Below are 26,571 nucleotides of genomic sequence, written 5' to 3'. Positions count from 1 at the left end.
GCAACCAGAAGCTTTATCAAAAATGTCGCCACGGCGCCGATGGCATAGAGCCCTCAATCGAGAAGCTCCGCAGGAACCTTTCCGCCGTTCTCGGCAAGTCGCTTCATCAACGCCTTGTGCAGGAACATGTTCATGGTGGCGGTGTCGTGCGGATCGCCTTTGAAGCCAAGTTCCGTCGCAAGCTCTCTGCGCTCCGCAAGGCTCGCGTCCATGCCGACAGCCTTCATGAGATCGACGATCGAGTGGCGCCAGTCCAGTTTCTGTCCGCTTTTCTTCACCGCCGCGTCCAATAGCGGCACGATATCGATCGCCGCCGCGGCTGCCGACACCTGCTGGGATGCTGGCGTGTCGCTTGGCGCTGCTGCAGTCGGCGGTGGCGCAGGTGTGGCGGACGGAGTGGCCGGAGCAGCTACGGCCTCACCAAAAATCGCATGCTTGATCTTGTCGAAAATACCCATCCTCGGCATTCCTCCATTGACACTAGAGCACATGCTCAAGGGGGAGATGGAGCATCCGGCGGGGTGGTCCAGAGAAGGAGGCTTGTTTTTCCGCTAAAGATTGCCCTGCGAAAAGAAACAATCGGAGGTTTGCGAGATCAAGGCTTGAGCCGCGCTGCAGGTCGATCGATCGGCCCGCCTTAAGAAGCCAGCCGCTCGCGGTTGCGGTCTGGGCAGACGGGCGGCGAAAGACGAGCCGCCCATCAATCACGGATCAAAGATCGACGTCGAGGATCGCCATCGAGAAATTGTAGGAGCGGTCGCCGTCCTCGTCATCGATATAGACGACACCCAGAAATTCTTCGCCGAGATAGACTTCCGCGGAATCATTCTTTCGCGGGCGTGCCTTGACGATCACCTGCGGGTTGAACGTGCGCTTGAAATAGGCGTCGAGTTTCTTGATTTCTTCGGGCTTCACACTGCATCTCCTGAGCGGTCTCGGTTGGCCGCTTCTTGCATGGGAAAGACGGCGCTGTAAAGGCACGGGGGACGGACGCATGAACGCTATCCCCGCCGATATGCCACGCTGTTAAGTGACGCGCGGCTCAGATATCCGCGCCGATCACCTGATCCATTATTCGCGACGGCTCCGAACACCCTGCTTCTCCGACCACCTTGGCCGGCACGCCCGCCACGGTCGTCTTAGGCGGCACCGCCTTCAGCACGACAGAGCCTGCGGCAATGCGCGAGCAATAGCCGATCTCGATGTTACCGAGAATCTTGGCACCAGCGCCGATCAGGACACCGCTGCCGATCTTCGGATGCCGGTCCGAGCCTTCCTTGCCGGTACCACCGAGCGTGACACCATGAAGGATCGACACGTTGTCGCCGATCACAGCGGTTTCGCCGACGACCAGCCCGGTGGCATGATCGAGGAAGATGCCCCTGCCGATACGCGCCGCGGGATTGATGTCGGTCTGGAAAACACTCGACGATCTGCTTTGCAGATAGAGCGCCAGATCGCGCCGACCGCGGTTCAGCAGCCAATGCGCCAGGCGGTGCGTCTGCAGCGCGTGGAATCCCTTGAAATAGAGTACGGCTTCCATGAAGCGCAGGCACGCGGGGTCGCGATCATAGATCGCCTGGATGTCGACGCGCAGAATGGCACTCCACTCCGGCCAATCGTCCAGCATCTGATCGAAGGTCTGGCGCAGCAGGATCGCCTGCATGTCCGGGTGATCGAGACGTTCGCAGATGCGGTAGATCACGCACTCCTCGAGCGACCGATAATTCAGCACGGTCGAGTAGAGAAATGCGGCCAGCACCGGATCATTTTCTGCGGCAGCGCGCGCTTCGTCGCGCAGGCTGTCCCAGATCGGATCCATCACCTTGAGAGGATTGCCTGTCTCAAGAGAGCGAATGTCTGTCTTTGCGACCATGAAAGGTCTCCTCGTATGCGTAGGATCGGCTCTATATAGGGCAAAAACCTGTTAACATAAATGGGTGCGTCGGGAATCGTTCCCGCGGTCCTCGAACCGCCACGACAAATCCCATATCACCGCCCGGAGACTTCGGCGTAAAACTCCAGCACTGCCTTCTTGAAAACCCGGTCTCCCACGGCCAGCATGTGATCGCGGCCAGGAATATCAAGGGCCTGGGCATGGGGCATCAATGCCGCAAGCTCCTGAGCTGAACCCGCGATATCGTCCTTAGTTCCAACGCCAATCAGTGTCGGAGCGTCGATTTTCGTCATGTCGGACCGTGCGACAAGATCGCGAGATCCCTTGATACAGGCGGCGAGCGCTTCACGGTCACTCTTCGTCTGATCGGCGAAAGCCCGGAACATGCGTCCGCGATCGTGGACGACATCATCAAGCGACTGGGCCAACAAGGCATCCGCAATCGGATCCCAATCGCCGACCCCATCCGTCATGCCGATCCCCAGGCCGCCGAGAACCAGAGAGCGGACCCGGTCTGGATGGGCAAGTGCCGCGAAGACGGAAATGCGGGCTCCCATCGAGTAACCGATGAGGTTGGCTTCAGAAATCCCGAGGTGATCGAGGAGCGCAATTGCATCGCTCGCCATATGCCAGGGACGATAGGCCTCGGCGTCGCGTGGCTTGTCACTTGCGCCGTGTCCGCGGTTGTCGATGGCAATGACCCGATAACCCGCATCACCCAAGGTCTTCAGCCAACCCGGATGAACCCAGTTCACGTTGGCGCTGGAGGCAAAACCGTGGATCAGCAGAACCGGCGCCCCGGACGGATCGCCTTCATCAAAGAAGGCAAGCTTCAGACCATCATGTGTGAAGCTGGAAAAAGCGGGCGTATTCAAGTTCATCGGACTGTCCTTTTTTGCCGGACCATATTTTATAGGTCACCGAACTGAAACCCTCGCAGTTGCAAAAACTGTGCGCCGGGACACTCTTTGGCTCTACACATTTGCAGTGAAGGACTATAAGGTCCGCGCACATTACAAAGCATTCGGAGACGAACATGGCCGGCCACAATATTCCCCACTTCCAGAACGACGGCGGACACCGCGTTATCGAAGTCGGTGTGAAAGAGTTCATGTGCACCGGCGCCTCCGTTCCGTTCGATCATCCGCACATCTTCATCGACATGGGCGATGAGAACGAGAAGGTCTGCTCCTACTGCTCGACCCTCTACCGTTTCAATGGTGCGCTGAAGGCAAACCAGACCAATCCGGCTGGCTGCGTTTTCCACGTCAAGGCTGCCTGAGACGCAATCTAAGATCGGACAACCTATGCCGGCAGAACATGCCGCCATCGTCGGCGCGGGCGTAGCGGGGCTTACGACTGCACTGGCGCTGGCGCGGCACGGCATCAGTTCCGAGATTTTCGAGCAGGCACCTAAACTGACCGAAGTCGGGGCAGGTCTGCAGATTTCGTCGAATGCTTCTCGCATTCTGGCGGAACTGGGCGTCCTCGAGCACCTGACCGACACCTGGCTCGAGCCAGATTCCATTCGGCTTATGTCCGGAACCACGCTGCGTCAGCTCGCAGCCGTTCCTGCTGGTGGATTTGCACGCGCCCGGTGGGGCGCGCCCTATGGTGTCCTCCATCGCTCCACCTTGCAGCGGGCGCTGCTTGACGCGGTCTCCAAGGAGCCACTTTGCAAGCTGCATCTGGGAGCGCGGATCAAGAGCCGGGTATTGTCGGACCTATCCCGCCCGGCGGATCTTCTGATTGGTGCCGACGGCGTCTGGTCGCAGGTTCGGGAAGACATCGAAGGCAGCCCCTCGCCTCGCTTCTCCGGCAACATCGCCTACCGCTTCACGATAGACGCGGCAAACGCGCCCACCTTTCTTGAACGCACGAGCGTCTCGGCATTCCTTGGTCCGGCGGCACACCTCGTCTGCTATCCGCTCCGTGAAACCAGCAGTTTCAATATGGTGGCGATCACTGCCGGCAACGCCACATCGCATGACTGGACCAGCCAGCCGACGGAAGCGCAGCGTCAACAACTGCTTTCGCGGTTTTCCCGGTGGCACCCTGCCGTGGCCGAACTTTTCGCGAGGACGGGCGACATCACCTTCTGGCCTCTCTATGAAACGAAAAATGGGCGTTGGCAAAACGGCCGCGATTGCGTCCTTATTGGCGACGCCGCGCATGCAATGATGCCCTTTGCGGCACAGGGCGCTGCAATGGCGATCGAGGACGCCTATGAGCTTGCGATGTTCGTGGCAACACGGCCGGTTGCCGAAGCGCTGCGGTTGTTCGAAGCACATCGCACACCGCGGATAGCGCGGCTGCGCCAGCGCGGTGCATTCAACCAGTTTGCCTATCACGCCCGCGGGCCGGTGCGCATCGGGCGCGATATCGTTCTGGCATTAAGACCGCCGCAAAGCCTCGCGGCGGATCTCGACTGGATCTACGGCTACCAAGCCGGCGCCTGATCAGACGGCCTTTGCCGCGGCGAAACCGCGCTCGATATCGGCCTTGATATCAACGACGTCCTCAAGCCCGATCTGCAGGCGGATGACCGGTCCTTCGGTTGGCGCCGTTCGAATGCGGCGATCGCTCAGGTTGACGTGAATGGCGAGGCTTTCGAAGCCGCCCCACGACCAACCGAGGCCGAAGATCTGCAGCGCATCGAGGAAAGCATGGGCCTTGGCCCTGAACTTTTCCGGTGCGTCGACGGCAAGCACGAAAGAGAAGATGCCGCTCGCGCCCTTGAAGTCGCGCTTCCACAATTCGTGCGACGGGAAGCTCGATAGCGCCGGATGCAGCACCTTGGCAACGTCCTCCCTGCCCTCCAGCCATTTGGCAATCGTGAGCGCACTTTCGTAATGGCGCTCCAGGCGCACGCCCATGGTGCGCAAACCGCGCAGGATCTGGTAGGCGTCGTCGGGCGCACCGCAAATGCCGAGCGTGATGTTCGCTTCGTGGAGCTGCGACCAGTATTTGGCGTTTGCGGAGACCGTACCCATCAGGATATCGGAATGCCCGGACGGGTATTTGGTGGCTGCGTGAATGGAGACATCGACACCGAAGTCCAGCGGCTTGAAGTAGACAGGCGTCGCCCAGGTGTTGTCCATCGTCACGACCGCACCGTGCTTGTGCGCGATTGCTGCGATCGTCGGAATGTCCTGCATCTCGAAGGTATTCGAGCCGGGCGCCTCCGTGTGGACGAGCTTGGTGTTCGGCTTGATCAGCGCCTCGATGCCCGCACCAACCATTGGATCGTAATAGTCTACCTCGACACCGAGACGCTTCAGCATCGTGTCACAGAAATGCCGGGTCGGCCCATAGACCGAGTCGACGATCAATGCGTGGTCACCAGAAGATAGCAACGCCAGGAACGGGACGGTCACAGCCGCCAGTCCCGACGGTACGAGAATCGTTCCGGCCGACCCTTCCAGCGCATCGATCGCCTCACAAAGGGCATCGGTTGTCGGAGTCCCGCGCGTTCCGTAGGTGTATTTCTGTCCACGGGTTTCCATTGCTCGCGCATTTGGAAAGAGGACTGTCGAGGCGTGAACAACCGGCGGATTGACGAAACCGTGGTATTCGGCCGGGTCGTTGCCGAGATGGGAAAGGCGCGTGTTGATGCCAGCGTTCTGAAGCGGGCCTTCTTTATCTTTCATATTGGGAATGCCTTTGGCGATAAGATGCGGTCGGCAAACTCTTGAACCGCACGAAACGATCGGTCAACCCCGAAGCCGGACCACGTACAGCATCCCTGCCATGCAGATTCTTCAGATATATCAGTGATTTTTCGCGATTTTTTTCGGCAACGGCCGCCATTTCGATAGTCATCTGCTTATTTTGCGCGCCTCAATTAGAGAATTGCCGAAATATCACGCAATCTTTCACTGCGACACTTGACCATGGTGACATTTGCGACTGTGATAGAACCACTCGCGCCGGGAGGGTGTCGGGTCATATGGGAGGTTCCGCGTGCTTCGGCGAACGCTCCCACAAAAAGATAAGACAAAGGAAAAGGTTGGGAAAAATGAAGATTAAGCTTCTGTCCGCCGCCATCGGCGCAGCAGTTTTCGGACTTGGCGCTTCGGCAGCTTCTGCCACCACGCTCGAAGACGTAAAGGCAAAGGGTTTTGTTCAGTGCGGCGTCAACACCGGCCTTCTTGGTTTCGCGCAGCCTGACGCTTCCGGCAATTGGGCCGGCTTCGACGTCGACTTCTGCAAGGCAGTTGCCTCCGCCGTCTTCGGCGACCCGACTAAAGTGAAGTACACGCCACTGTCGGCCAAGGACCGCTTCCCGGCTCTGAAGTCGGGCGAAGTCGATGTTCTATCGCGCAACACGACGTGGACCATCAACCGCGATACCGCGCAAGGCTTCAACTTCCGTCCAGTCACCTATTATGACGGTCAGGGCTTCATGGTTCGCAAGAGCCTTAACGTGAAGTCGGCGCTCGAACTTTCAGGTGCCGCCGTTTGCGTCCAGGCCGGCACAACGACGGAACTGAACCTCGCCGATTACTTCAAGTCGAACAACCTCCAGTACAATCCGGTCGTCTTCGAGAAGCTTGAAGAAGTCAACGCCGCCTACGACGCTGGTCGTTGCGATGTCTACACGACCGACCAGTCCGGCCTCTACTCACTGCGCCTGACGCTGAAGAATCCCGACGAACATGTGGTTCTTCCGGAAATCATCTCGAAGGAGCCGCTCGGACCGGCCGTTCGCCAGGGCGACGATCAGTGGTTCGATATCGTATCGTGGACGGCCTATGCCCTCGTCAATGCTGAAGAGTTCGGGATTACCCAGGCAAACGTCGATGAGATGAAGAACTCTGCAAATCCCGATATCAAGCGCTTCCTCGGTACGGAAACCGATACAAAGATCGGTACCGACATGGGGCTTACCAACGAGTGGGCCTATAACATCATCAAGGGCGTCGGAAACTACGGTGAAGTCTTCGACCGCAACGTCGGTAAAGGCAGCCCGCTCAAGATCGAGCGCGGCCTGAACGCGCTGTGGAACAAGGGTGGCATCCAATACGCTCCGCCGGTCCGTTGATCGGATAGACCTTCAAGACTTGGAGAGGCGGTTTGCCGCCTCCCCATCATAAAGAGAAAAGCCCGAAAACGGGCTCATAGGGGATTAGGCTCGGCATGACGCAAGAGGCTGTGCACACGTCGCATGTGCAAAGCACTGGCTGGAGTTTCCAATCAGTGATCTACGACCCGAGGTTTCGGGGCATTTTCTTTCAAGTTCTCACCATCGTGATCCTCGTCGGATTCGTGTGGTGGGTCACCCATAACACGGCCCAGAATTTGGCCCGCACCGGCACTGCGTCTGGCTTCGGGTTCTTGAACGGTCGGTCGGGCTTCGACATCGGTCAGTCGCTGATCGACTATTCCAGCGATGCCACTTATCGGCGCGCATTGTTGGTCGGCCTTCTCAATACCATGCTGGTCGCCGTAACCGGGATTATTACCGCAACGATCATCGGTTTCGTCGTCGGTATCGGCCGCTTGTCACATAATTGGCTGATCTCGAAGCTGTGCACGGTCTACGTCGAGGTCTTCCGAAACATTCCGCCGCTGCTCGTCATCTTCTTTTGGTACCAAGGCGTCCTTGCCGTCCTGCCTGGACCGAGAGATTCCCTCCACCTGCCCTTCAGCATGTTCCTCAACAACCGCGGCCTTGCTTTTCCGAAGCCGATTTTCGGTGAAGGCATATGGGTGGTCGGTATAGCGATCATCGTCGGGATCATCGCTTCCACGGTTGTTGCGCGCTGGGCGCACAAACGCCAGGCTACCACCGGCAAACAGTTCCACACGATCTGGACGTCCATCGCTCTGATTGTGGGCCTGCCGATATTGACCTTCTTTCTGGCCGGCATGCCTCTGTCGTTTGACGTTCCCATTGCAGGCAAATTCAATCTCACCGGCGGCTCCGTCGTCGGGCCGGAATTCATGTCGCTGTTCCTGGCTCTATCCTTCTACACTGCGGCCTTCATTGCCGAAATCGTCCGCGCTGGCATTCGCGGCGTTCCCAAGGGCCAGTCGGAGGCTGCCGGTGCGCTTGGCCTCCATCCGTCAAGCATCACGCGCCTCGTTGTCGTCCCCCAGGCGCTGCGTATCATCATTCCTCCGCTGACCAGCCAGTACCTGAACCTGACGAAGAACTCATCGCTGGCGATCGCCATCGGTTTCGCGGATCTCGTCGCGGTTGGCGGCACCATCCTCAACCAGACCGGACAGGCGATCGAAATCGTGTTCATCTGGGCGGTTGTCTATCTCACGCTCAGCATCCTCACTTCGCTGTTCATGAACTGGTTCAATGCCAAAATGGCGTTGGTGGAGAGATAAGATGTCGGTATCCAACCAATCTTTCGTCAGGACCGCTTTTATCGACCCGGCACCAGCACCGCGCAGCGAGAGCGGCGCATGGGCCTGGGCTCGCAAGAACCTGCTAGCAACGCCGAAGGACATTGTCCTGACCGTCATTGCCGTTACCTTCCTCGCCTGGGCGTTGCCGCACGTCATCAACTGGTTGTTCATTCAGGCCGTCTGGACCGGAACGGACCGCACCTTCTGCGCGACGACTGTTCAAGGTGGCACCCAGCCTGATGGCTGGAGCGGCGCTTGCTGGGCATTCGTCAACGCGAAGATCTCTCAGTTCGCGTTCGGCACTTACCCGCTCGACGAACGTTGGCGCCCGACGATCGTCGGTGTCCTGTTCGTGCTGCTGCTCGCGCCTATGCTGGTCCCCAAGGCGCCGTTCAAGCGCATCAACGCCATTCTGCTGTTCGCCGTCCTGCCGCTTCTTGCCTTCTGGCTGCTTTACGGCGGTTTCGGGCTCGAAATCGTCGATACGCCTCTATGGGGCGGCCTGATGGTGACGCTGGTGCTTTCCTTCGTCGGCATTGCCGTGTCGCTGCCGTTTGGCATCATTCTGGCGCTGGGGCGCCGATCGAAGATGCCTGTGATCAAAATTGTCTGCGTCGCCTTTATCGAAATCATTCGCGGCATACCGTTGATCACCGTGCTGTTTATGGCGAGCGTATTGCTGCCGCTTTTCCTGCCGACCGGGTTCACCATCGACAAGCTGCTGCGCGCATTGATCGGTGTGGCAATCTTTGCTTCCGCATACATGGCGGAGGTCATTCGCGGTGGCCTACAGGCGATCCCTAAAGGCCAGTCCGAAGGCGCCGACTCGCTCGGGCTCGGTTACTGGCAGAAGATGCGACTGATCATACTTCCGCAGGCGATCAAGCTGGTCATCCCCGGCATCGTCAATACCTTCATCGGCATGTTCAAGGATACGTCACTGGTGTCGATCATCGGCATGTTCGACCTGCTCGGTATCGTCCGGTTTAACTTTACCGACGCCAACTGGGCGAGCGCGGTCACGCCCTTGACAGGCCTGATTTTCGCTGGCTTCGTTTTCTGGCTGTTCTGCTTCGGCATGTCGCGCTATTCAGGCTTCATGGAACGCTATCTCGATACCGGCCACAAACGATAAAAGATCAAGGGAACGAACATATGGCTGAGGCTCAAAAGAAGATGACTGTTTCGGCGACAGACGTTGCCGTCGACATCATTGGCATGAACAAGTGGTACGGCGATTTTCACGTACTGCGTGACATCAATCTCAAGGTAATGCGCGGCGAGCGCATCGTCATTGCCGGCCCCTCGGGCTCGGGAAAATCGACGATGATCCGCTGCATCAACCGTCTGGAAGAGCACCAGAAGGGCCAGATCATCGTCGATGGGGTCGAACTCACCAACGACCTGAAGAAGATCGACGAAGTGCGCCGCGAAGTCGGCATGGTCTTCCAGCACTTCAATCTCTTCCCGCATCTGACCATTCTGGAAAACTGCACGCTGGCGCCGATCTGGGTGCGCAAGATGCCGAAGAAGCAGGCCGAAGAAATCGCCATGCACTTCCTGAAGCGCGTCAAAATCCCGGAGCAGGCCAACAAGTATCCGGGTCAGCTCTCGGGCGGTCAGCAGCAGCGCGTGGCGATCGCCCGCTCACTCTGCATGAACCCGAAGATCATGCTTTTCGACGAGCCGACCTCGGCGCTCGACCCTGAGATGATCAAGGAAGTTCTGGAGACCATGGTCGGACTGGCAGAGGAAGGCATGACCATGCTTTGCGTGACCCACGAAATGGGCTTTGCGCGTCAGGTCGCCAACCGCGTCATCTTCATGGACCAGGGACAGATCGTCGAACAGAACTCGCCTGCCGAGTTCTTCGACAATCCGCAGCACGAGCGCACCAAGCTCTTCCTCAGCCAAATCCTGCACTAAGTCGATTGGCGAACAACGAATTCAAGGGCCGTCGGATTTTTCCGGCGGCCTTTTCGTTTTGGCGTATTTTCGACGGTCGGTTTGAGAGCGAGCGCCGCATGACGACAAACAAAAGGCCCCGATGACGGGGCCTTCCGAGTTGAGCCAAACCCCTATCAGCTCTTCAGCTTGGCATTGCACAGGCTGTAAAAACCACCGCCCTTCTGGATCCACTTCAGACCATTGAGCGTATTGGCGTCCTTATTCTGGTGATAGGCGTCGACGCAGGTATGCATCCGTCCCTTGCCGGGTGTTTCCTTCGCATATTTCGGTGAAATGGCTGTTGGGAACGAAACGCCCTTGGGCGCCGTCATCGTGGGCTTTTCTGGTTCTTCACCACTATTGAGTGTCACATCCGGCTCAGCCGTCGCATCCGGACCGCACTGCGCCTTGCGGAAATCATTCCACTTCATGTCCTTCGCGGAGCCGTCAGCCTGGGCCGCCTTATACTTCGCGCTGCACTCCTTCATGGTCAGCGCCGAGGACGGCGTCGCAAACGCGAGCGCCCCGAGCAGGGAAACGGATGCAAGAATAGTCAAACGCTTGATCATTGATCTTCCTCCAAGCCTCTAGGGGCTAGCGAACTATCAATCTGACGTTTTTTCTTGTCAACGCGACAATTGGCGCAACCAACACGTTAATTTTGTTCAAGGATCGCGCTTCGTCTTCGTAAGCGGAACAGTTTGCCACTAATGCCGCAGTGTTGTTTTAGCGGCAAACACCGGCAGTGATATAGTGCCCGACGGGCTGGTTTTTCCTGCATCTCCGAGGGAGGAAGACATGCGCGAACCCGACATGCAGAAAGTGGATGCACTCGTCGGTCGGTTGATCGGCGACGTAGGCGCGGCCGTATCCGGAGCGCTGGTGGTGCTGGGTGATGACCTTGGCCTGTTCAAGGCCATGGCCGACGGCAAGCCACGCAACTCATCCGAGGTATCGAAGGAAACCGGCATAAAGGAACGTTACCTCAGAGAGTGGCTCTCCGCCCTCGCGGCCGCCGACTATCTCACCTATGACGAGAAGACCGATCGCTTTCACCTGACGCCGGAGCAGGCAATGGTCTTTGCCGAGGAGGATAGCCCTGCCTTCTTCGCCGGCGCTTTTCAGGTCGTGCAAGCCATGTGGATGGACGAACCCAAGGTAGCCGACGCCTTCCGCACCGGCACGGGCGTCGGGTGGCACGAGCACAGCGCTTGCCTGTTTCGCGGTACCGAGCGCTTCTTCCGAACCGGCTACAACAACAATCTGGTTGCCGACTGGATTCCTGCCTTGAAGGGCGTCGAGGCCCGTTTGAAGGCCGGCGCACGAGTCGCCGACGTCGGCTGCGGCCACGGCGCTTCGACGATCCTGATGGCTCAAGCCTATCCCGCTTCAAAGTTCTTTGGCTTCGATTATCACGCGCCGTCGATCGAGCGGGCGAAGGCTGCGGCCAAGGAGGCTGGCGTTGCCGATCGTGTCACGTTCCAGCAGGCGCCCGCTGCTGGATTTCCGGAAGGAAACTACGATCTCATCGCCATGTTCGATTGCCTGCACGACATGGGGGACCCGGTCGGCGCCGGCAAGCACGTCAAGGAATCGCTCTCCGCTGACGGCACCTGGCTGGTCGTCGAGCCCTTTGCGCATGATTGCCTGAAGGACAATCTCAACCCAGTCGGTCGGGTCTATTACGGCGCGTCGACGATGATCTGTACCCCGGCATCGCTCTCGCAGGAGGTTGGACTCGGGCTCGGCGCGCAGGCCGGCGAAACCAAGCTGAGGAAAGTCGCCCTCGATGCCGGTTTCAAGCATTTCCGCCGCGCCACGGAAACACCCTTCAACATGGTCTTCGAGGTGCGCGCCTGAGGAAGTTGCATTACTCGCGACGCGGCTGCCCCGGTCGGCCGCGTCCATCGAAACTTTCCACATGTCCATCAATAGCCTGTGGAACTAGAAATAACGTAGCGATATCAAAATGATAATCACCAATTACAGAGCACCACGGGCGAGAAGCCAAGAAAAATTCGCGCCATTGTGATTTTTTCTTGTTTTGCCGCTTGCGGGATTCAAAGTGCCTGACTATAAGGGCGCCACCACGAAGGAAGCGCCCTTCGTCTATCGGTTAGGACACCAGATTTTCATTCTGGGAAGAGGGGTTCGACTCCCCTAGGGCGTGCCAACTTCTTTTTCTCCCTTCAATATTTTCAATACGTTGCGGGTAGCATCTGCTAACACCGTTTCCCTTATCGACGAGCGCCTTTCCAGATTGGAGAGCCGCAAGCAAACGAGTTCGCTGATCATCACGCGGGGGGGGTGAAAGAGCGCGTTTAGCCTTCGGTTGAAGAAGACGAAGAGGCGATTTACTTTCCGCTAGACGGAACTGACGTTCCCCCCACGTGGCCTCCCGCCTGATTGTAACAAATGCAGGAGGGGAAAATGAGGATTATTGCTTATTTAGCAATGCCTTCAGCCTTGCTCTGCGTCGCTCCATCGGCACAAGCCGATTGGCAATATACCAAATGGGGCATGACGCCCGATCAAGTCATTGCTGCTGCGCCTCCTGAAAGCGGACTGCGATGGGTCGCCAAATCCGCCACCAACGAGCCTTATCTCACTATGGTGCCGGAGAATATAGGTTCGAAAGCAGATTTTGGTTCAGCGACAAGGGCCTTTACGAAGTCGAACTAGAGCTTGATACCCGTACGGCTTACTGTATCAAACTTAAAGCATCCATGCTTGTGACCTACCCCGACATCGAGCCCAATCGGAAGGCCGCGCTGCACGGGCATTTCCTTCAGACTTACGATAACGCCATAGAATGGATTGACCACGCCAAATCCAATGTCGTGTATATGAACGAGGATCTGTCTTCCTGTTCCCTCGTTTATCACCCGATGCCACCAAAAATCGAAAAGGAAGATGGCCTGTAGCGCCGCCACGAGAAGATGCTGCCCAGGCGCGTTTCCGATCGCCTCCTCCATAGTCTCGCCCATGCCTGCCGGCCTCACCGCGCTGGAGCGGCGTCCTGAACACGTAGCTGGATGCGTCGGGAGCCCTGATAGTGGTCCGCGCCGAGCGAGCCCGCGACGTGCAGACTGGAGCCCCTTGAATTCAGCAGCAGGTTGCCCAGTTGCGTATCGGCTGCCCGAAAGGCGATTCCGTCGAGACGGGCGCCGTCCATGGCTTCGAGCGTCACCTTCACATGCTTCTCGCCAACCAGGCGGGAATCGCGAAGGCGATGAGCGGGAACCGCAAAGAGCGGCTGGGAATGACCCGATCCGTAAGGCCCGGCCGTCTCCAGGCGATCGATCAGTTCGATCGTTGCACCGCTGGCGGCAATCGCACCGTCTATCTTCAGCGTCTCGTTAGCCACGAGCGCGGCTATTGTCTTTTCCGCGCGTTCGTCAAAAAAGCTGCGCAGCAGACCCAGCTTGTCGCGCTCGACGGTCAGGCCAGCGGCCATGGCATGGCCACCGCCCTTGACCAGCAAACCTTCGTCCACGGCCGCGCGCACCATCTTGCCCATGTCGAAGCCGTTGATGGAGCGGCCAGAGCCGGTGCCTTTGCCGGATGGGTCGAAGGCGATCGCAAAGGCTGGGCGCTTGAATCGCTCCTTGAGGCGGGCGGCAATCAGGCCGACAATGCCGGGGTGCCATTTTTCGTGCGCGGTGACGATGACCGACGCCCCCTCACCGTCCCCGTATTCCGCCATCGCCTCGGCCTCAGCCTCTTGAAGCATCGCGGCTTCCATCGCTTGCCGGTCGCGATTGAGGTCATCGAGTTGCTGCGCAATAACCTCGGCCCGGCCTGTATCATCGAGGGTGAGCAGGCGGCTGCCAAGTGCGGCGTCGCCGATGCGCCCGCCCGCATTGATGCGCGGGCCGATCAGGAAGCCGAAGTGATAGGGTGTTACAGGCCCGGCAAGGCCCGCCCTACGGAACAGCGCGGACAAGCCTGCATTGCCCTGATGCCGCGCGGCAATCAATCCCTTGACCACGTAGGCACGGTTCAGGCCCTTCAGGGGGACGACATCGCAGACAGTCGCGAGCGCGACAATATCAAGCCACTGCAGCAGGTCGATCGACCGCGCGCGTGGGTCCCCGGCTTCCCGCAACAAGCGCAGCGTCGCGACGAGCACAAGGAATACGACGCCGGCGGCACAGAGATGTCCTTGCCCTGAAAGATCGTCCTCGCGATTCGGATTGACCAGCGCGTGGCAGGGCGGCAAATCATGTGTCACCTGATGGTGATCAATCACCACGACATCGATGTTGCGTCTCGCAGCTTCGGTCAGCGCTTCATGGCTCGTAGATCCGCAGTCAACGGTGACGATCAGCCGTGCCCCATTGTCGATCAGGTTGCCGATCGCCACAGCGTTGGGACCGTAACCCTCAAAAATGCGGTCGGGAATATAAATCTCGGCCTTGACGCCAAAGTGTTTGAGAAAGCGAAACATGAGCGCCGATGAGGAGGCGCCGTCGACATCGTAATCTCCGAAAATCGCGACCTGTTGATGGCCGCTGATCGCTTCGGCAAGCCGCTTGGCTGCCTTTTCGCAATCCGTCAGGGTATAGGGATCAGGCATCAGGCCACGAAGGGTCGGGTCAAGAAACTCCAGGGCCTCATCGACGGTGACACCGCGTCCGGCAAGAACGCGCGCAATGAGCTCCGGCAGTCCATGCATCTGAGACATCGCGAGCGCCCGGTTCTGGCCGGCTTGATCCAGGCGCGAGATCCAACGGTTGTCCAAGACGGACTTCTCTACGCCCAGAAACGCGCGCTGTACCGGATCGGCCGGAATCTCCATCTCGTCTGCTGCCCTCATCGCTTGTCACCACCCCGAGACCGGAGGGATATCGGCAGCTTTAAGCGGCTTGGCACGGCCACACAACGATTTTGGCGAAGACATACGACGTTAGCTGTGGATGCACGCAGCAGATCTGCCGCGGCACCCCAAGCAACGCCAATATGCCTGAAAACGAGGAGACTTCTCAGTCTTCCTTTGGCCGCTCGATGCGGATCACCTGCGGTTCGCCGACATGGTAGCCCTCGCCCTTGATCGCGGCGACCGCCTTGCGGACGGAATCCTCCGTCGTCGCGTGAGTCACCATGATGATCGTCTGATGATGCGAGGGCGCCAGATGCTGCTTCGAACGCTGAACAATCGATTCCAGCGAAATGTGGTTTTCCGCCATGTGGGTGGCGACGCTTGCGAACACGCCGGTACGGTCGAGCACGGTCAGGCGAATGAAATATCCGCCTTCGTGGCTTCGCATCTGTGCCTTGCGGTAGGGCTCCAGCGATTTGGCGGGATGGCCGAGAACGGGCACGCGCTGTGCACCGGGTCGGCTTTTTGCGATGTCCGCGATGTCACCGAGAACGGACGAAGCCGTCGCATTGCCGCCGGCGCCGGGGCCGACCATCAGCAACTCACCGAGAACGTCGGACTCGATCGCAACCGCGTTTGTCACGCCGTCGACCTGTGCAATCACGGAATCAACGGGCACCATCGTCGGATGGACGCGCTGTTCGATGCCGGTATCGGTCCGCTGTGCAACGCCGAGCAGCTTGATGCGGTAGCCGAGATCGGCTGCGGCGTGGATGTCTTCGATCGAGATGTTGGTGATGCCTTCGAGGTAGATGTCGTCGGCTGCGATCTGGTTTCCGAAGGCGAGCGTCGTCAGAATGGAGAGCTTGTGCGCCGTGTCATTGCCTTCGATATCGAAGGCGGGATCAGCTTCGGCATAACCGAGCCGCTGTGCTTCCTGCAGGCAATCGGCAAAGGAAAGGCCTTCCTTTTCCATCTTCGTCAGGATGTAATTGCAGGTGCCGTTCATGATCCCGTAGATGCGGGAGATCGTATTGCCCGTCAGCGATTCGCGCAGCGCCTTGATGACCGGAATACCGCCGGCAACCGCCGCCTCAAAGTTCAGCAAGGCGCCCTTCTCTTCCGCGATCGTAGCCAGCTCGACGCCATGATAGGCAAGCAGCGCCTTGTTCGCTGTCACCACGTGGAGACCACGCTGCAGAGCCGCACGCACAGAGCTGTTGGCCGATCCATCGACGCCGCCCATGAGTTCGACGAAAACATCGATGTCGCCCTTCTCCGCCAGATCTTCCGGCCGGTCGAACCACTCGATGCCGCCGACGTCGATGCCGCGGTCCTTGGTCTTGTCTCGGGCGGAAACGCCCGTAATCAGGATCGGGCGCCCGCATGTTGCGGCAAGCTCGTTGCTGCGCTGCTGAATGATACGGACAAGCGAAGCACCAACGGTACCCAAGCCCGCAATGCCGATTTTGAGGGCATCTGCCATGGATCGATCCTGAAATGTGTCATGAAGGGCAGCCGCCGAAGCGGCTGCCGTTGAGGAGATTATATCAGCGATGTGCGTTGAGCGAGATGACGTTGTGCATCGTCTCGTCGGCCGTCGACATGAACTTCTTGATGTTGCGGGCTGCCTGACGAATGCGGTGTTCGTTCTCGACGAGCGCCAGACGCACATAGTCATCGCCCATTTCACCGAAACCGATGCCTGGCGCGACAGCCACGTCGGCTTTCTCGACGAGCAGCTTGGAGAATTCCAGCGAACCGAGGTGGCGGAACTTCTCCGGAATCTTGGCCCATGCAAACATGGTCGCCGCCGGTGGCGGCACTTCGAAGCCAGCCTTGCCGAAGGTATCCACCATGACGTCACGGCGGCGCTTATAGACGTTGCGGACTTCCGCGATGTCGGAGCCGTCACCATTCAGCGCATGCGTTGCCGCCACCTGGATCGGCGTGAACGCGCCGTAATCGAGGTAGGACTTGACGCGCGTCAGCGCCGCGATCAGGCGCTCGTTGCCGACGGCAAAGCCCATGCGCCAGCCCGGCATCGAGAAGGTCTTCGACATCGAGGTGAACTCGACCGTCACATCCATCGCGCCCGGAACTTCCAGAACCGACGGAGGCGGCTCGCCTTCGAAGTAGATCTCGGAGTAGGCCAGGTCGGAAAGCACGATGATGTCATGCTTTTTCGCGAAAGCGATGACGTCCTTGTAGAAGTCGAGCGTCGCAACAAAAGCCGTCGGGTTGGACGGATAGTTGAGAATCAGCGCCAGCGGCTTCGGGATCGAATGACGGACCGCGCGCTCCAGTGGCGGGAAGAAGCTCTCGTCCGGCTCGACCGACATCGACCGGATGACACCGCCTGCCATCAGGAAGCCGAAGGCGTGAATCGGATAGGTCGGGTTCGGGCAAAGGATCACGTCGCCGGGCGCTGTGATCGCCTGCGCCATGTTGGCGAAGCCTTCCTTGGAGCCCAATGTCGCAACGACCTGGGTATCCGGATTGAGCTTCACGCCGAAGCGGCGGGCGTAGTAGGCGGCCTGGGCCCGGCGGAGACCCGGAATACCCTTGGACGAGGAATAGCGATGCGTGCGCGGATCCTGGACGACTTCGCAGAGCTTGTCGACGATCGCCTTCGGGGTCGGAAGATCAGGGTTTCCCATGCCGAGATCGATGATATCGGCCCCGCCCGCTCGCGCGCTTGCTTTCAAACGGTTGACCTGTTCGAAAACGTAAGGCGGCAAACGCCGGACTTTGTGAAACTCTTCCATTTCTTTCCCCACGGAAATGCGGCCACCATGACCGCGCTCGAAGTTCGTCCTAATTCCCGGCTGTTCGCGATACGAACTTCAGAATCGCCAACGCCGTATTCATCAGACTTGTGTCACACGGCATTTCTTTGGCGGAAAACCGTGCAGGCCTTGCATTATTGGGAAAAATTCATCTTCCGCCACTACTGGAAGGCTTTGCTTCCAAATCGCAGCGAAGGCAAGGCCTAATTGGCGATTTCGGAGAGCGTTTCGGCGCCATGCTCGGCCGCAAGCTTGCGAAATTCCGCTACGCGACGCTGATACTCGGCTTCCGAGATCGTGCCGGCCTTGCGCTGTGCGCCGAGGGCCGTCAGCTTCTTCTGAAGCCCGCCGGCCTCGTCGTCACCCATCTGAACGTTTGCGGCTGTCAGCGGCGCACCGAATCCCGGGTAGCCGTCCTTGTAGTGTGACAGGCCGCTTTCCGTCGCCGCCTCGCCCTTCGTTGCGTTCATGACAACAGGCGTCGGCGCTGCCTGCCTGGCCCGGAAGGCGGCCTTTTCCTCGGGCGTTTCCAGGCATCCGGCAAGCGTCATGGCCGCGGCGGCGCTAATGAGCGCGATGCGGGTCACGTTTGCGATAGTGCGGATGCCGTTTTTCGTCATGTGCCAGAGGTCCCAAATCCTGAGGTGCTTCGACTGTTAAATTCGTCGCCGCCACAAAGCAATAGCACGAGCGTGCATCAGCGGAACTTGTTTTATCGATCTTTCCAGATGTACAACTCGATTTGCAGGATATGCTGCCGCCGGAGGAGACGCGTGACCGACAGCAAGCAGGACAACGGCAACAAGGCAAAAGGCCCGGGCTTCGATGCAAAGGACCTCGATCCCTACCTGTTGAAAGATCCCGAGGCGATGGCGATCAATTTCGCCCGGGCGCTCGAAAATCTCGGCAAGGCGGCTACAGCCTGGCTCGCGCCTCGCGAACGTGGCGAAATCGCGGAAAATGCCGCAGAACCGGTGACCGACATGGTGAAGACGCTCTCCAAGGTCACCGAGTACTGGATCTCCGATCCGCGCCGGACCTTTGAAGCGCAGACGCAGCTGATGAGCAGCTACTTCGGCATCTGGATGCGCTCGATGCAGCGCATGCAGGGCGAGACACCGACGGAAGAGCCGGACCGCAAGGACAAGCGCTTTGCCGATGAGGACTGGCAAAAGAACCCGTTCTTCGAATTCCTGAAGCAGGTTTACCTGATCACCGCCGATTGGGCCGAGAAGATGGTGGCCGACACCGACGGGCTCGACGAACACACGAAGCACAAGGCCGGTTTCTATGTGAAGCAGATCACGGCCGCGCTCTCGCCAACCAATTTCGTCGCCACCAACCCCCAGCTTTACCGCGAAACGATCGCCACCAGCGGCGAAAATCTTGTGCGCGGCATGAAAATGCTTGCCGAGGATATCGCGGCGGGCCAAGGCGACCTCAGGCTTCGCCAAACCGACATGACCAAGTTCGCCGTCGGCCGCGACATGGCGCTGACTGCAGGCAAGGTGATCGCGCAGAACGAGATCTGCCAGATCATCCAGTACGAGCCGACGACCGAGACGGTGCTGAAGCGCCCGCTTCTCATCTGTCCGCCGTGGATCAACAAGTTCTACATCCTCGATCTCAACCCGCAGAAATCATTCATCAAATGGTGCGTCGACCAGGGGCAGACCGTTTTCGTGATTTCCTGGGTCAATCCGGACGCGCGCCATGCGCAAAAGGATTGGGCCGCCTATGCGCGCGAAGGCATCGACTTTGCCCTCGATACCATCGAGAAGGCGACGGGCGAGAAGGAGGCAAACGCTGTTGGCTACTGCGTGGGCGGCACACTGCTCGCCGCAACGCTGGCACTGCACGCCAAGGAGAAGAACAAGCGGATCAAGACCGCCACCCTCTTCACGACGCAGGTGGATTTTACCCATGCCGGCGATCTCAAGGTCTTCGTCGACGAGGAGCAATTGGGACGGCTTGAAGCCCATATGGAGGAGATTGGCTATCTCGACGGGTCGAAGATGGCGACCGCTTTTAACATGCTGCGGGCCTCGGAGCTGATCTGGCCCTATTTCGTCAACAACTACCTGAAGGGCCAGGATCCGATGCCCTTCGACCTGCTCTTCTGGAACGCTGATTCCACGCGCATGGCGGCGGCGAACCACGCTTTCTACCTGCGCAATTGCTACCTCAGGAACGCATTGACTGCGAACGAGATGATCCTCGACGGGCAAAAGCTGTCCCTGAAGGACGTCAAGATTCCGATCTACAATCTCGCAACCCGCGAAGACCACATCGCGCCGGCAAAGTCGGTGTTCCTTGGCAGCCAGTTCTTCGGTGGTAAGGTCGATTTCGTGCTCGCAGGCTCCGGCCATATCGCTGGCGTCGTCAACCCGCCGGACAAGAAGAAGTACCAATACTGGACCGGCGGCGCAGCGAAAGGCGACTACGAGACATGGCTTACCGAAGCCGCCGAAAATGCCGGCTCGTGGTGGCCACACTGGCAGGCATGGATCGAGGCGAAAGACAGCAAGCGCGTGCCCGCCCGCAAGCCGGGCGGTGCTGCGCTCAACGCCATCGAAGAAGCGCCGGGAAGCTATGTCATGGAGCGAGCCTGAGGCTTGCTGGAAACCGCAGCGGCTCTGTTACTCCAGGAAGATCAGGCTGGCCGGTGACGGCGAAAGCGGCTTCGTCGCGACGACGCGAAAACCGGCCGATTTGGCCATCTCGGCAAGCTCCCGCCCGGTATAGGCATCGCCATTCGGCGTCGTAGCCAGCATGACCATGGCAAACGCCGCCGGGAACTCGGGCGACACGCGATCCTCGTTCGGAACGAACTCGACCACCGCCACGCGGCCTTCAGGCACGAGGCTCGCACGCGCTTTCTTCAACAGCGTAACGCAGCCCTCTCGATCGAAGTGATGGAGAAAGTTCGGCAGCAGGATAAGGTCATAGCCACTGCCCCAATCGACTTCGAAGGCGCTGCCGGGGCGGAACGTGAAGCGCTCGGCAACGCCTGCTTTCGTCGCATTCTCTTCCGTCACCGCAAGAACCGGCTTCCAGTCGATAGCGACCACACTGGCCGATGGCGCCACCTTGGCGATCTCTATGCCGAAGGCGCCGGGACCGGCCGCGATATCCAGCACCCTGCTCGGCAGCTTTGGCCACGTCGCCACCTCAGACGCCAAGGCCATTGCGCTTGCACCGGTAAAGGAACCCATTGCCCGGGCAAACTTGACCCAAATGGGATTGTCCGGCGCTACGTTGGCCAAGCCGACGGAGCCGCCGTTGCGAACAAAGGCAGCCGGGTTTTCGAGGAACAAGGACATCATTTGCGGCGAAGCCAGGAAATCGATCGCCGCTCCCATATAGGCCGGGGAGCGCCTGTCGAGAAAGGCCTGGCTCGACGGCGTCAGCGCATAACTCTCGCCGCTCTTCGTCAAAAAACCCGAAACCACCAGAAAGTCGCAGAGAATGCGCACTCCGCGCTCGGCGCAATCCAGGTCCGACGCAAGCATCTTCGCGGTGCGCGCCTGGCCGCCAAACTTCGTGAAAAGATCGAATTCGATTGCGGCCTTCATTGCCGCCGTTTTTCGAAAAGCAAACATCGCATCGACCAGCGACGCTGGCGAGATTTCTTCATGAACCACTTGTGTCGAAGACATCGTTTTCCCTCCCAAGGTAGAGACACGCGACGGCAGGCATTCATAGCAGAATCCGCGTTCTTCGGCACGTCATGACAAAGAAGGAGGCGGGTAAAATCGAGCCTCGGGGCCATGCCGAAAGCTCTGCATTCAAATTCGTACGGTGCAAGCGATCACGTAAAGGAATTGGTTACCATAATTCGCCATTCTGTCAGGCAACCGGACATATTAGCAAAGCCGCAATTTGGCCCTGATGCTCCTATACCGGCCCCGGCGAAGAAAATTATCAATCTGTCAGTACCGCCGGCCTTGTAACGAGTTGTGAAAGACAAGTGTTATGGCGTTTGCGGTCGATGTGTTTGCCAATACCAGGCCCATAGGTACGTCCATTTCTCGCTTCGGTCGCTCTTTCCATTTTCTCTCAGGTGCAACTCTTATCGGTGCGGGGTTTGCCGCTTCGGCGTGGATCGTCGCCACAGTCGCGACCATGCACATGGCTGCGCCAGCTCCGCATCCGAGCACCGGTCGCTTTGCCGACATCGCGCTGGCCCCTGCAGCCATTGCTAGAACCGAGCCCATGCAGCGCCTCGTTCATGTCAAGAAATTCTCGCGCCTACGAATGAGCTCGGAAAGCGAGCTGGCGGAGGCCACGGGTATTCGCGTGGCCGCTCCATCCGCGGCGCTGGCAGCTGCATTCGTCGGGCAATCCGAACCTCTTGCTATTTCTGAAGGCTCTCCGAACAAGCAGCCGGCAATGGTTGCCGCAACGACAGCACCTGCCCTGCCAAGCCGCGAGACCAAGGACGACGCCGTCACGGCGACACCGGTCGCTGTTGCCTCGGCTGATCGCATCATCATTCCGTCGAAAGAAGAAATTGCAGTTGCCGAAGGACCTGCCCTGCTGGCGCTCGCCGCAAGACCTGCTGACCCCATCAAGGGACAGGTTCCACCCGCGGCGGCCAAGCCAGGAGGTCCGGTCGAGGTTGCAAGTCTTGCTTCTGCCGCGCCGACCGAGCAACCTGCGTCGTCCACCCAGCCGTTTGATCTCGTATTGAGCGGCAGCGACACGTCGATCCCCTTGCCGATGGCCCGGCCCGATGGCCTGACCAAGCGGGCGACGCTCAGCGATCGTAGTGCTCCGGCAGAACCCGTGCTGGCCTATGCCCGGCCGGATGCGGGCGCTTCGGATGATGACGAAGACGCAATGCCGACCGTGAAGAAGGGACTATCTGCGCCCGTCGCGCGTAGTGGCGTCGCGGTCTACGACATTTCCGCCAACATAGTCTACCTTCCGAACGGTGAGCGCCTGGAAGCCCATTCCGGTCTCGGCAAGATGCGTGACAACCCGCGCTATGTGAATGCCAAGAACCGCGGACCGACCCCGCCGCATACCTACAATCTGACAATGCGCGAAAGCCTGTTCCACGGCGTCGAGGCTATTCGCCTCAATCCTGTTGGCGGCGCAGGTTATGTCTACAACCGCGTTGGCCTGCTAGCGCATACCTACATGCTCGGCGCTCGCGGCGATTCCAACGGCTGCGTGTCCTTCAGGGATTACAAGCGCTTTCTCGCCGCCTTCAAACGCGGCCAGATCCGTCAACTGGTGGTGGTCACGAGCATGCCGAACAAGCCGACGTCCACCTTCGCTTCGTTGTTCTCGTCGCGCTCCTAATCAATAGTCATCAAGAACGACGTGCTCGATTTGCCCAGCGGCACGCGGAAATGCCATCATCGTTGCGTCGGATACAAGCCACAGATGACACCCGCCGCGTGAAGGCAAGCCCTCGCGCCGTCACCCAGCCGTTCACCTCCTCGTCCCCCCCCCCAACTGGATCCAGAGCCAGCGCGCTCAAGTCCTGGGCGAGAAAGACGCCTTTGCGCCGTAGACGCGGGGCTACTGGATGCCGGGTCGAGCCCGGCATGACGGGAGCTAACGGTGAACGACGAAGTGCAAGACAGGCCGGCCCGGGCAACTGCTCTCCTCCCGTCATCCCGGACCTGATCCGGGATTCCGCCACCTCGCATCCGCGCGGTGAATCAAGCGGCTCCTGCGCAATCAGCAATTGCTTTGATGTTGAGGTGCCGCATTCGTAGTAGGTCTCGACAGCTCACCATATGAACGTAATCTGCGACTGTTCCCACAAAAACAACCACATAGCCCCCGTTCCATCCCCACCCCTCGCCCCCATGCCATCATCCCCTCGTCCCGTCATGGATACACCGCAAGGCGTTGCGGCGAGGCGGGACCGGCGCGCCGGGTGCGGAGGAAGGACGTGAGCTTCCGCATCAGGGGCCCGCAGAAAATGGCCTCCCTCCGGGGACGGCGGCGTCCGCGCGAATGCGGCGTCGAGTTGAGCCCCGGACGTGCCTGTGTGGCACACATGGCCCCCAGGGGAAGCAAGAGCTTCCTCGGGCAGGCCGCAGAGGGACCGGAGTTGCGGGCACAAACCGCCGAACGGGGCGCTGGGAAGCGCCATATTGTTTTACTCAGCGAGGCACTTTCCAGCGCCGCGTCCGAGTGACAATGCAGGTCAAGCCACGGGCCAAAAGGATCGCGTGAAGGCGAAGCTGCGCGCGGCTCGCAGAAGAGCTGCCGGTGCCGGTTCAACGCGACCGCAAGGCCATAAATCACATCCACCCCATTGATCGCGATGGACGAACCCTGCATAGCTGCATTATGTACCAGAATGACAATCCTAAAGGCCTGCAATGGTGAATTATATCGAAGCCTCTTCCGCGCCATCGAAAAATACGGGCGCAATCAGGCTCTACGGTCCTGAAGCTTTCGAGGGAATGCGGAAGGCTTGCCAGCTGACGGCGCGCTGCCTCGACGAGCTGGCCGCTGTCGTGAAGCCGGGCCTTCCGACCGACGCCATTGACCGCTTCGTTTTCGAATTCGGCATGGACAACGGTGCGATTCCGGCGACGCTCAATTATCGCGGATACACGAAATCAACCTGCACCTCGATCAACCATGTTGTCTGCCATGGTATTCCTGATGCCAAGCCTCTGCGCGAGGGCGACATCGTCAACATCGATGTAACCTACGTGGTCGATGGCTGGCACGGCGACTCAAGCCGCATGTATCCGGTCGGGACCATCAAACGTGCAGCGGAGCGGTTGCTTGAAGTGACCTACGAATCCCTTCTGCGTGGCATATCGGCCGTTCGGCCCGGTGCTCGCACCGGCGCGATTGGAGAGGCCATTCAGACCTATGCCGAAGCCGAACGCTGTTCCGTTGTGCGCGATTTCTGCGGTCACGGCGTCGGTGCGTTGTTCCACGACTCCCCGAACATTCTGCACTACGGCCGCGCGAACGAAGGGCCGGAACTGCGCGAAGGCATGATCTTCACGATTGAACCGATGATTAACCTGGGTCGGCCGCATGTGAAGGTGCTGGCGGACGGCTGGACTGCCGTTACGCGCGATCGCTCGCTTTCGGCGCAATACGAACACACGGTCGGCGTCACCGCCGACGGCTGCGAGATATTCACGCTTTCGCCTGGCGGCCTCGACCGACCCGGCCTTCCGCCCTTGAACCGATGAGCGCTTGATGACGAAGGGTCCTGTTTCGCAATCCAACGACGCCGAACTGCCCTTCGCCACCAGCGATGCAAGCGACGAACGCTCCTTCTTTGCGGAATAGGCCGCCAAGCCGGCATCGCTCACGAAGCAGGCCAACCTCCCGGCATCGCTCGGCAAGGAAGAGCACTATCACGGACACCGGGAGCGGCTACGCGACCGATTTCGTCAGCATGGCGACACGGCGCTCGCCGATTACGAGTTGCTCGAACTGCTGCTGTTCAGGCTGATCCCGCGGCGCGATACCAAGCCAATCGCAAAGGCGTTGCTCGAGCGCTTCGGTTCACTTGCCGCCGTCTTCGGCGCACCACTGCCTTTGTTGCAGTAGGTGAAGGGCATCGGCGAGGCCGTGGCGCTCGATCTGAAGCTGGTCTCGACAGTCCGCACACAGGACCCTGAAGAGCGAGCTTCGCGGCAAGCAGGTGCTATCATCATGGTCGTCAGTGATTCAATACTGCACGCCGCCACGGCCCATGAGACACGCGAGCAATTCCGCATTCTCTTTCTCGACAAGCGCAACGCGTTAATGGCCGACGAGGTTCAGGGACGCGGGACGGTTGACCATACGCCGGTCTAGCCGCGCGAGGTTGTGCGGCGCGCGCTGGAGCTTTCGGCGACGGCGCTGATCCTCGTCCGCAACCATCCCTCGGGCGATCCGACGCCGTCGAGGGCCGATATCGACATGACGAGGATGATTGTCGATACGGCAAAGCCGCTCGGCATCACCGTCCACGATCACATCATCATCGGTAAGGACGGTCACGCGAGTCTTAAGGGTCTACGTCTGATTTAGAGACCAAACCTGCTTCAGGTGTCCGTCAGGTTTGGGTGGCAAGGCAAGCATGCTGCAACCGTTCTGCTTCGAGACCTTTATGACGACGACCTTTGTTTCTCGCCAATTCCCTCGTTCCAGGATGGCAGCGGCATTTCTGCTCACCCTGCTCCTTGCCATCGTTGGCGGCTACGCTTTCTATTTGGAGGCGACGAGCAACTTTCATGCTGTCGTTGCCGGCGAAGTCTACCGTTCGTCGCAGCCATCCCCACAGGAAATTGCCGACTTCTCGAAGCGCTATGGGATAAAGACCATTATCAATCTGCGCGGCGGGATCAACAGCCCGACATGGAGCGCCGAGGTCGAACAAGCCAAGACACTTGGCATCGAGCACATCGATTTCCCGATGTCGGCTTACAAGGAGCTTTCCCCGGAGCGGGCGAAGGAATTGATCCAAGTCATGAAGGACGCTCCGAAGCCGCTGTTGATCCACTGCCTCTCAGGTGCAGATAGAACCGGGCTCGCATCCGCGCTTTATCTGGCGGCGATCAGCAAGACGAACGAGAAAGTGGCTGAAGGGCAGATGTCGATCTTTTACGGCCATATCGCACTGCCGATCAGCCGGGCTTTCGCCATGGATCGCACCTTCGAGAAGTTGGAACCCCTACTTGGCCTCAATGAATCCTGATATCCGCTCATAAAATAATCTGCAACATTGACCTGCTACCGGTGGACGCGCGAGATATTGCGTCGCAAAAATG

The 26,571-nt window shown here is 59.3% G+C and carries 25 protein-coding genes, 1 tRNA gene and 1 pseudogene; 15 read left to right on the top strand and 12 right to left on the bottom strand.

Annotated elements, in window-relative coordinates; translation table 11 throughout:
- Window positions 1-53: 53 nt before the first annotated feature.
- From ATY80_RS24480 to ATY80_RS24465, 4 genes are all read right to left on the bottom strand, one after another.
- Window positions 54-458, bottom strand: a complete 405-nt coding sequence (locus ATY80_RS24480) for a DUF3597 domain-containing protein (protein ID WP_088694886.1) — start codon at window positions 456-458, stop codon at window positions 54-56.
- A gap of 253 nt (window positions 459-711) precedes the next feature.
- Window positions 712-915, bottom strand: coding sequence for a DUF3126 family protein (locus ATY80_RS24475; protein ID WP_007532353.1), 204 nt, complete (start codon window positions 913-915; stop codon window positions 712-714).
- A 127-nt stretch (window positions 916-1,042) separates the two neighbouring features.
- Entirely contained in the window at window positions 1,043-1,876 is an 834-nt protein-coding gene (cysE, locus tag ATY80_RS24470) for a serine O-acetyltransferase (protein ID WP_088694885.1), read from the bottom strand.
- A gap of 116 nt (window positions 1,877-1,992) precedes the next feature.
- Window positions 1,993-2,778, bottom strand: coding sequence for an alpha/beta hydrolase (locus ATY80_RS24465; RefSeq protein ID WP_088694884.1), 786 nt, complete (start codon window positions 2,776-2,778; stop codon window positions 1,993-1,995).
- 155 nt (window positions 2,779-2,933) lie between these two features.
- Between ATY80_RS24465 and ATY80_RS24460 the strand changes: the two genes are divergently transcribed.
- Window positions 2,934-3,179: a zinc-finger domain-containing protein gene (locus ATY80_RS24460; RefSeq protein ID WP_007790335.1), complete on the top strand. Its 246-nt coding sequence runs from the start codon at window positions 2,934-2,936 to the stop codon at window positions 3,177-3,179.
- A 25-nt stretch (window positions 3,180-3,204) separates the two neighbouring features.
- A complete protein-coding gene (locus ATY80_RS24455; protein ID WP_088694883.1) occupies window positions 3,205-4,356 on the top strand; it encodes an FAD-dependent monooxygenase in 1,152 nt (383 codons plus the stop codon).
- On the opposite strand, the gene ATY80_RS24450 is transcribed toward ATY80_RS24455, so the two are convergent.
- Complete coding sequence (locus ATY80_RS24450; RefSeq protein WP_088694882.1) at window positions 4,357-5,547, bottom strand: cystathionine beta-lyase; 1,191 nt, start codon at window positions 5,545-5,547, stop codon at window positions 4,357-4,359.
- Window positions 5,548-5,915: 368 nt separating this feature from the next.
- Between ATY80_RS24450 and ATY80_RS24440 the strand changes: the two genes are divergently transcribed.
- From ATY80_RS24440 to ATY80_RS24425, 4 genes are all read left to right on the top strand, one after another.
- Window positions 5,916-6,941: an amino acid ABC transporter substrate-binding protein gene (locus ATY80_RS24440; RefSeq protein ID WP_088694880.1), complete on the top strand. Its 1,026-nt coding sequence runs from the start codon at window positions 5,916-5,918 to the stop codon at window positions 6,939-6,941.
- Window positions 6,942-7,036: 95 nt separating this feature from the next.
- Window positions 7,037-8,239, top strand: a complete 1,203-nt coding sequence (locus ATY80_RS24435; protein WP_088694879.1) for an amino acid ABC transporter permease — start codon at window positions 7,037-7,039, stop codon at window positions 8,237-8,239.
- 1 nt (window position 8,240) lies between these two features.
- Entirely contained in the window at window positions 8,241-9,395 is a 1,155-nt protein-coding gene (locus ATY80_RS24430) for an amino acid ABC transporter permease (RefSeq protein WP_088694878.1), read from the top strand.
- Window positions 9,396-9,415: 20 nt separating this feature from the next.
- Entirely contained in the window at window positions 9,416-10,186 is a 771-nt protein-coding gene (locus ATY80_RS24425; protein WP_088694877.1) for an amino acid ABC transporter ATP-binding protein, read from the top strand.
- A gap of 155 nt (window positions 10,187-10,341) precedes the next feature.
- Here the strand turns inward: ATY80_RS24425 and ATY80_RS24420 are convergent, their stop codons facing one another.
- Entirely contained in the window at window positions 10,342-10,776 is a 435-nt protein-coding gene (locus tag ATY80_RS24420; protein ID WP_088694876.1) for a hypothetical protein, read from the bottom strand.
- A 229-nt stretch (window positions 10,777-11,005) separates the two neighbouring features.
- Here ATY80_RS24420 and ATY80_RS24415 point away from each other — a divergent pair, with 229 nt between their 5' ends.
- From ATY80_RS24415 to ATY80_RS24405, 3 genes are all read left to right on the top strand, one after another.
- Entirely contained in the window at window positions 11,006-12,067 is a 1,062-nt protein-coding gene (locus ATY80_RS24415; protein ID WP_088694875.1) for a class I SAM-dependent methyltransferase, read from the top strand.
- Window positions 12,068-12,305: 238 nt separating this feature from the next.
- Window positions 12,306-12,380 (top strand) — tRNA-Glu (locus ATY80_RS24410).
- A 257-nt stretch (window positions 12,381-12,637) separates the two neighbouring features.
- Window positions 12,638-12,889 (top strand): hypothetical protein, encoded by a 252-nt coding sequence (locus tag ATY80_RS24405; protein ID WP_141105590.1) that lies wholly within the window; start codon window positions 12,638-12,640, stop codon window positions 12,887-12,889.
- On the opposite strand, the gene ATY80_RS24400 is transcribed toward ATY80_RS24405, so the two are convergent.
- From ATY80_RS24400 to ATY80_RS24385, 4 genes are all read right to left on the bottom strand, one after another.
- A complete protein-coding gene (locus ATY80_RS24400) occupies window positions 12,886-13,194 on the bottom strand; it encodes a hypothetical protein (protein WP_088694873.1) in 309 nt (102 codons plus the stop codon). The two genes, ATY80_RS24405 and ATY80_RS24400, sit on opposite strands and share 4 nt — an antisense overlap.
- Window positions 13,195-13,205: 11 nt before the next feature.
- On the bottom strand, window positions 13,206-15,008 hold the full coding sequence (gene recJ / locus ATY80_RS24395; protein ID WP_088694872.1) for a single-stranded-DNA-specific exonuclease RecJ: 1,803 nt from the start codon (window positions 15,006-15,008) through the stop codon (window positions 13,206-13,208).
- A gap of 184 nt (window positions 15,009-15,192) precedes the next feature.
- Window positions 15,193-16,515 (bottom strand): homoserine dehydrogenase, encoded by a 1,323-nt coding sequence (locus ATY80_RS24390; RefSeq protein ID WP_088694871.1) that lies wholly within the window; start codon window positions 16,513-16,515, stop codon window positions 15,193-15,195.
- A gap of 64 nt (window positions 16,516-16,579) precedes the next feature.
- The gene (locus tag ATY80_RS24385) at window positions 16,580-17,797 is read right to left on the bottom strand and encodes an LL-diaminopimelate aminotransferase (protein ID WP_007532313.1); all 1,218 of its coding nucleotides are present in this window, start codon (window positions 17,795-17,797) and stop codon (window positions 16,580-16,582) included.
- Window positions 17,798-17,824: 27 nt separating this feature from the next.
- Between ATY80_RS24385 and ATY80_RS28745 the strand changes: the two genes are divergently transcribed.
- The gene (locus ATY80_RS28745; RefSeq protein WP_141105589.1) at window positions 17,825-18,025 is read left to right on the top strand and encodes a hypothetical protein; all 201 of its coding nucleotides are present in this window, start codon (window positions 17,825-17,827) and stop codon (window positions 18,023-18,025) included.
- Here ATY80_RS28745 and ATY80_RS24380 read toward each other — a convergent pair.
- The gene (locus tag ATY80_RS24380; protein WP_088694870.1) at window positions 18,022-18,438 is read right to left on the bottom strand and encodes a hypothetical protein; all 417 of its coding nucleotides are present in this window, start codon (window positions 18,436-18,438) and stop codon (window positions 18,022-18,024) included. The two genes, ATY80_RS28745 and ATY80_RS24380, sit on opposite strands and share 4 nt — an antisense overlap.
- A 108-nt stretch (window positions 18,439-18,546) precedes the next feature.
- Between ATY80_RS24380 and phaC the strand changes: the two genes are divergently transcribed.
- The gene (gene phaC, locus ATY80_RS24375; RefSeq protein ID WP_189637256.1) at window positions 18,547-20,430 is read left to right on the top strand and encodes a class I poly(R)-hydroxyalkanoic acid synthase; all 1,884 of its coding nucleotides are present in this window, start codon (window positions 18,547-18,549) and stop codon (window positions 20,428-20,430) included.
- Window positions 20,431-20,457: 27 nt separating this feature from the next.
- Here phaC and ATY80_RS24370 read toward each other — a convergent pair whose 3' ends face one another.
- Window positions 20,458-21,477 carry a methyltransferase gene (locus ATY80_RS24370; RefSeq protein WP_088694868.1) on the bottom strand — a complete coding sequence of 340 codons (1,020 nt, stop codon included), beginning with the start codon at window positions 21,475-21,477 and terminating at the stop codon, window positions 20,458-20,460.
- A gap of 316 nt (window positions 21,478-21,793) precedes the next feature.
- Here ATY80_RS24370 and ATY80_RS24365 point away from each other — a divergent pair, with 316 nt between their 5' ends.
- The 4 genes and pseudogenes from ATY80_RS24365 (at window position 21,794) to ATY80_RS24345 (ending at window position 26,498) form a co-directional block, all read left to right on the top strand.
- The gene (locus ATY80_RS24365; RefSeq protein ID WP_088694867.1) at window positions 21,794-23,128 is read left to right on the top strand and encodes a DUF2778 domain-containing protein; all 1,335 of its coding nucleotides are present in this window, start codon (window positions 21,794-21,796) and stop codon (window positions 23,126-23,128) included.
- Window positions 23,129-24,165: 1,037 nt separating this feature from the next.
- Window positions 24,166-25,002, top strand: a complete 837-nt coding sequence (gene map / locus ATY80_RS24355) for a type I methionyl aminopeptidase (RefSeq protein ID WP_088694865.1) — start codon at window positions 24,166-24,168, stop codon at window positions 25,000-25,002.
- A gap of 163 nt (window positions 25,003-25,165) precedes the next feature.
- Window positions 25,166-25,831: pseudogene (radC, locus tag ATY80_RS24350) on the top strand (DNA repair protein RadC); the annotation flags it as partial.
- A 49-nt stretch (window positions 25,832-25,880) separates the two neighbouring features.
- Window positions 25,881-26,498 carry a dual specificity protein phosphatase family protein gene (locus tag ATY80_RS24345; RefSeq protein WP_088694864.1) on the top strand — a complete coding sequence of 206 codons (618 nt, stop codon included), beginning with the start codon at window positions 25,881-25,883 and terminating at the stop codon, window positions 26,496-26,498.
- Window positions 26,499-26,571 lie beyond the last annotated feature (73 nt).

The sequence above is a fragment of the Rhizobium sp. R711 genome (genome assembly GCF_002211365.1).
Classification (GTDB): Bacteria; Pseudomonadota; Alphaproteobacteria; order Rhizobiales; family Rhizobiaceae; genus Rhizobium.
This window is presented reverse-complemented; position numbering and strand designations above follow the sequence as displayed.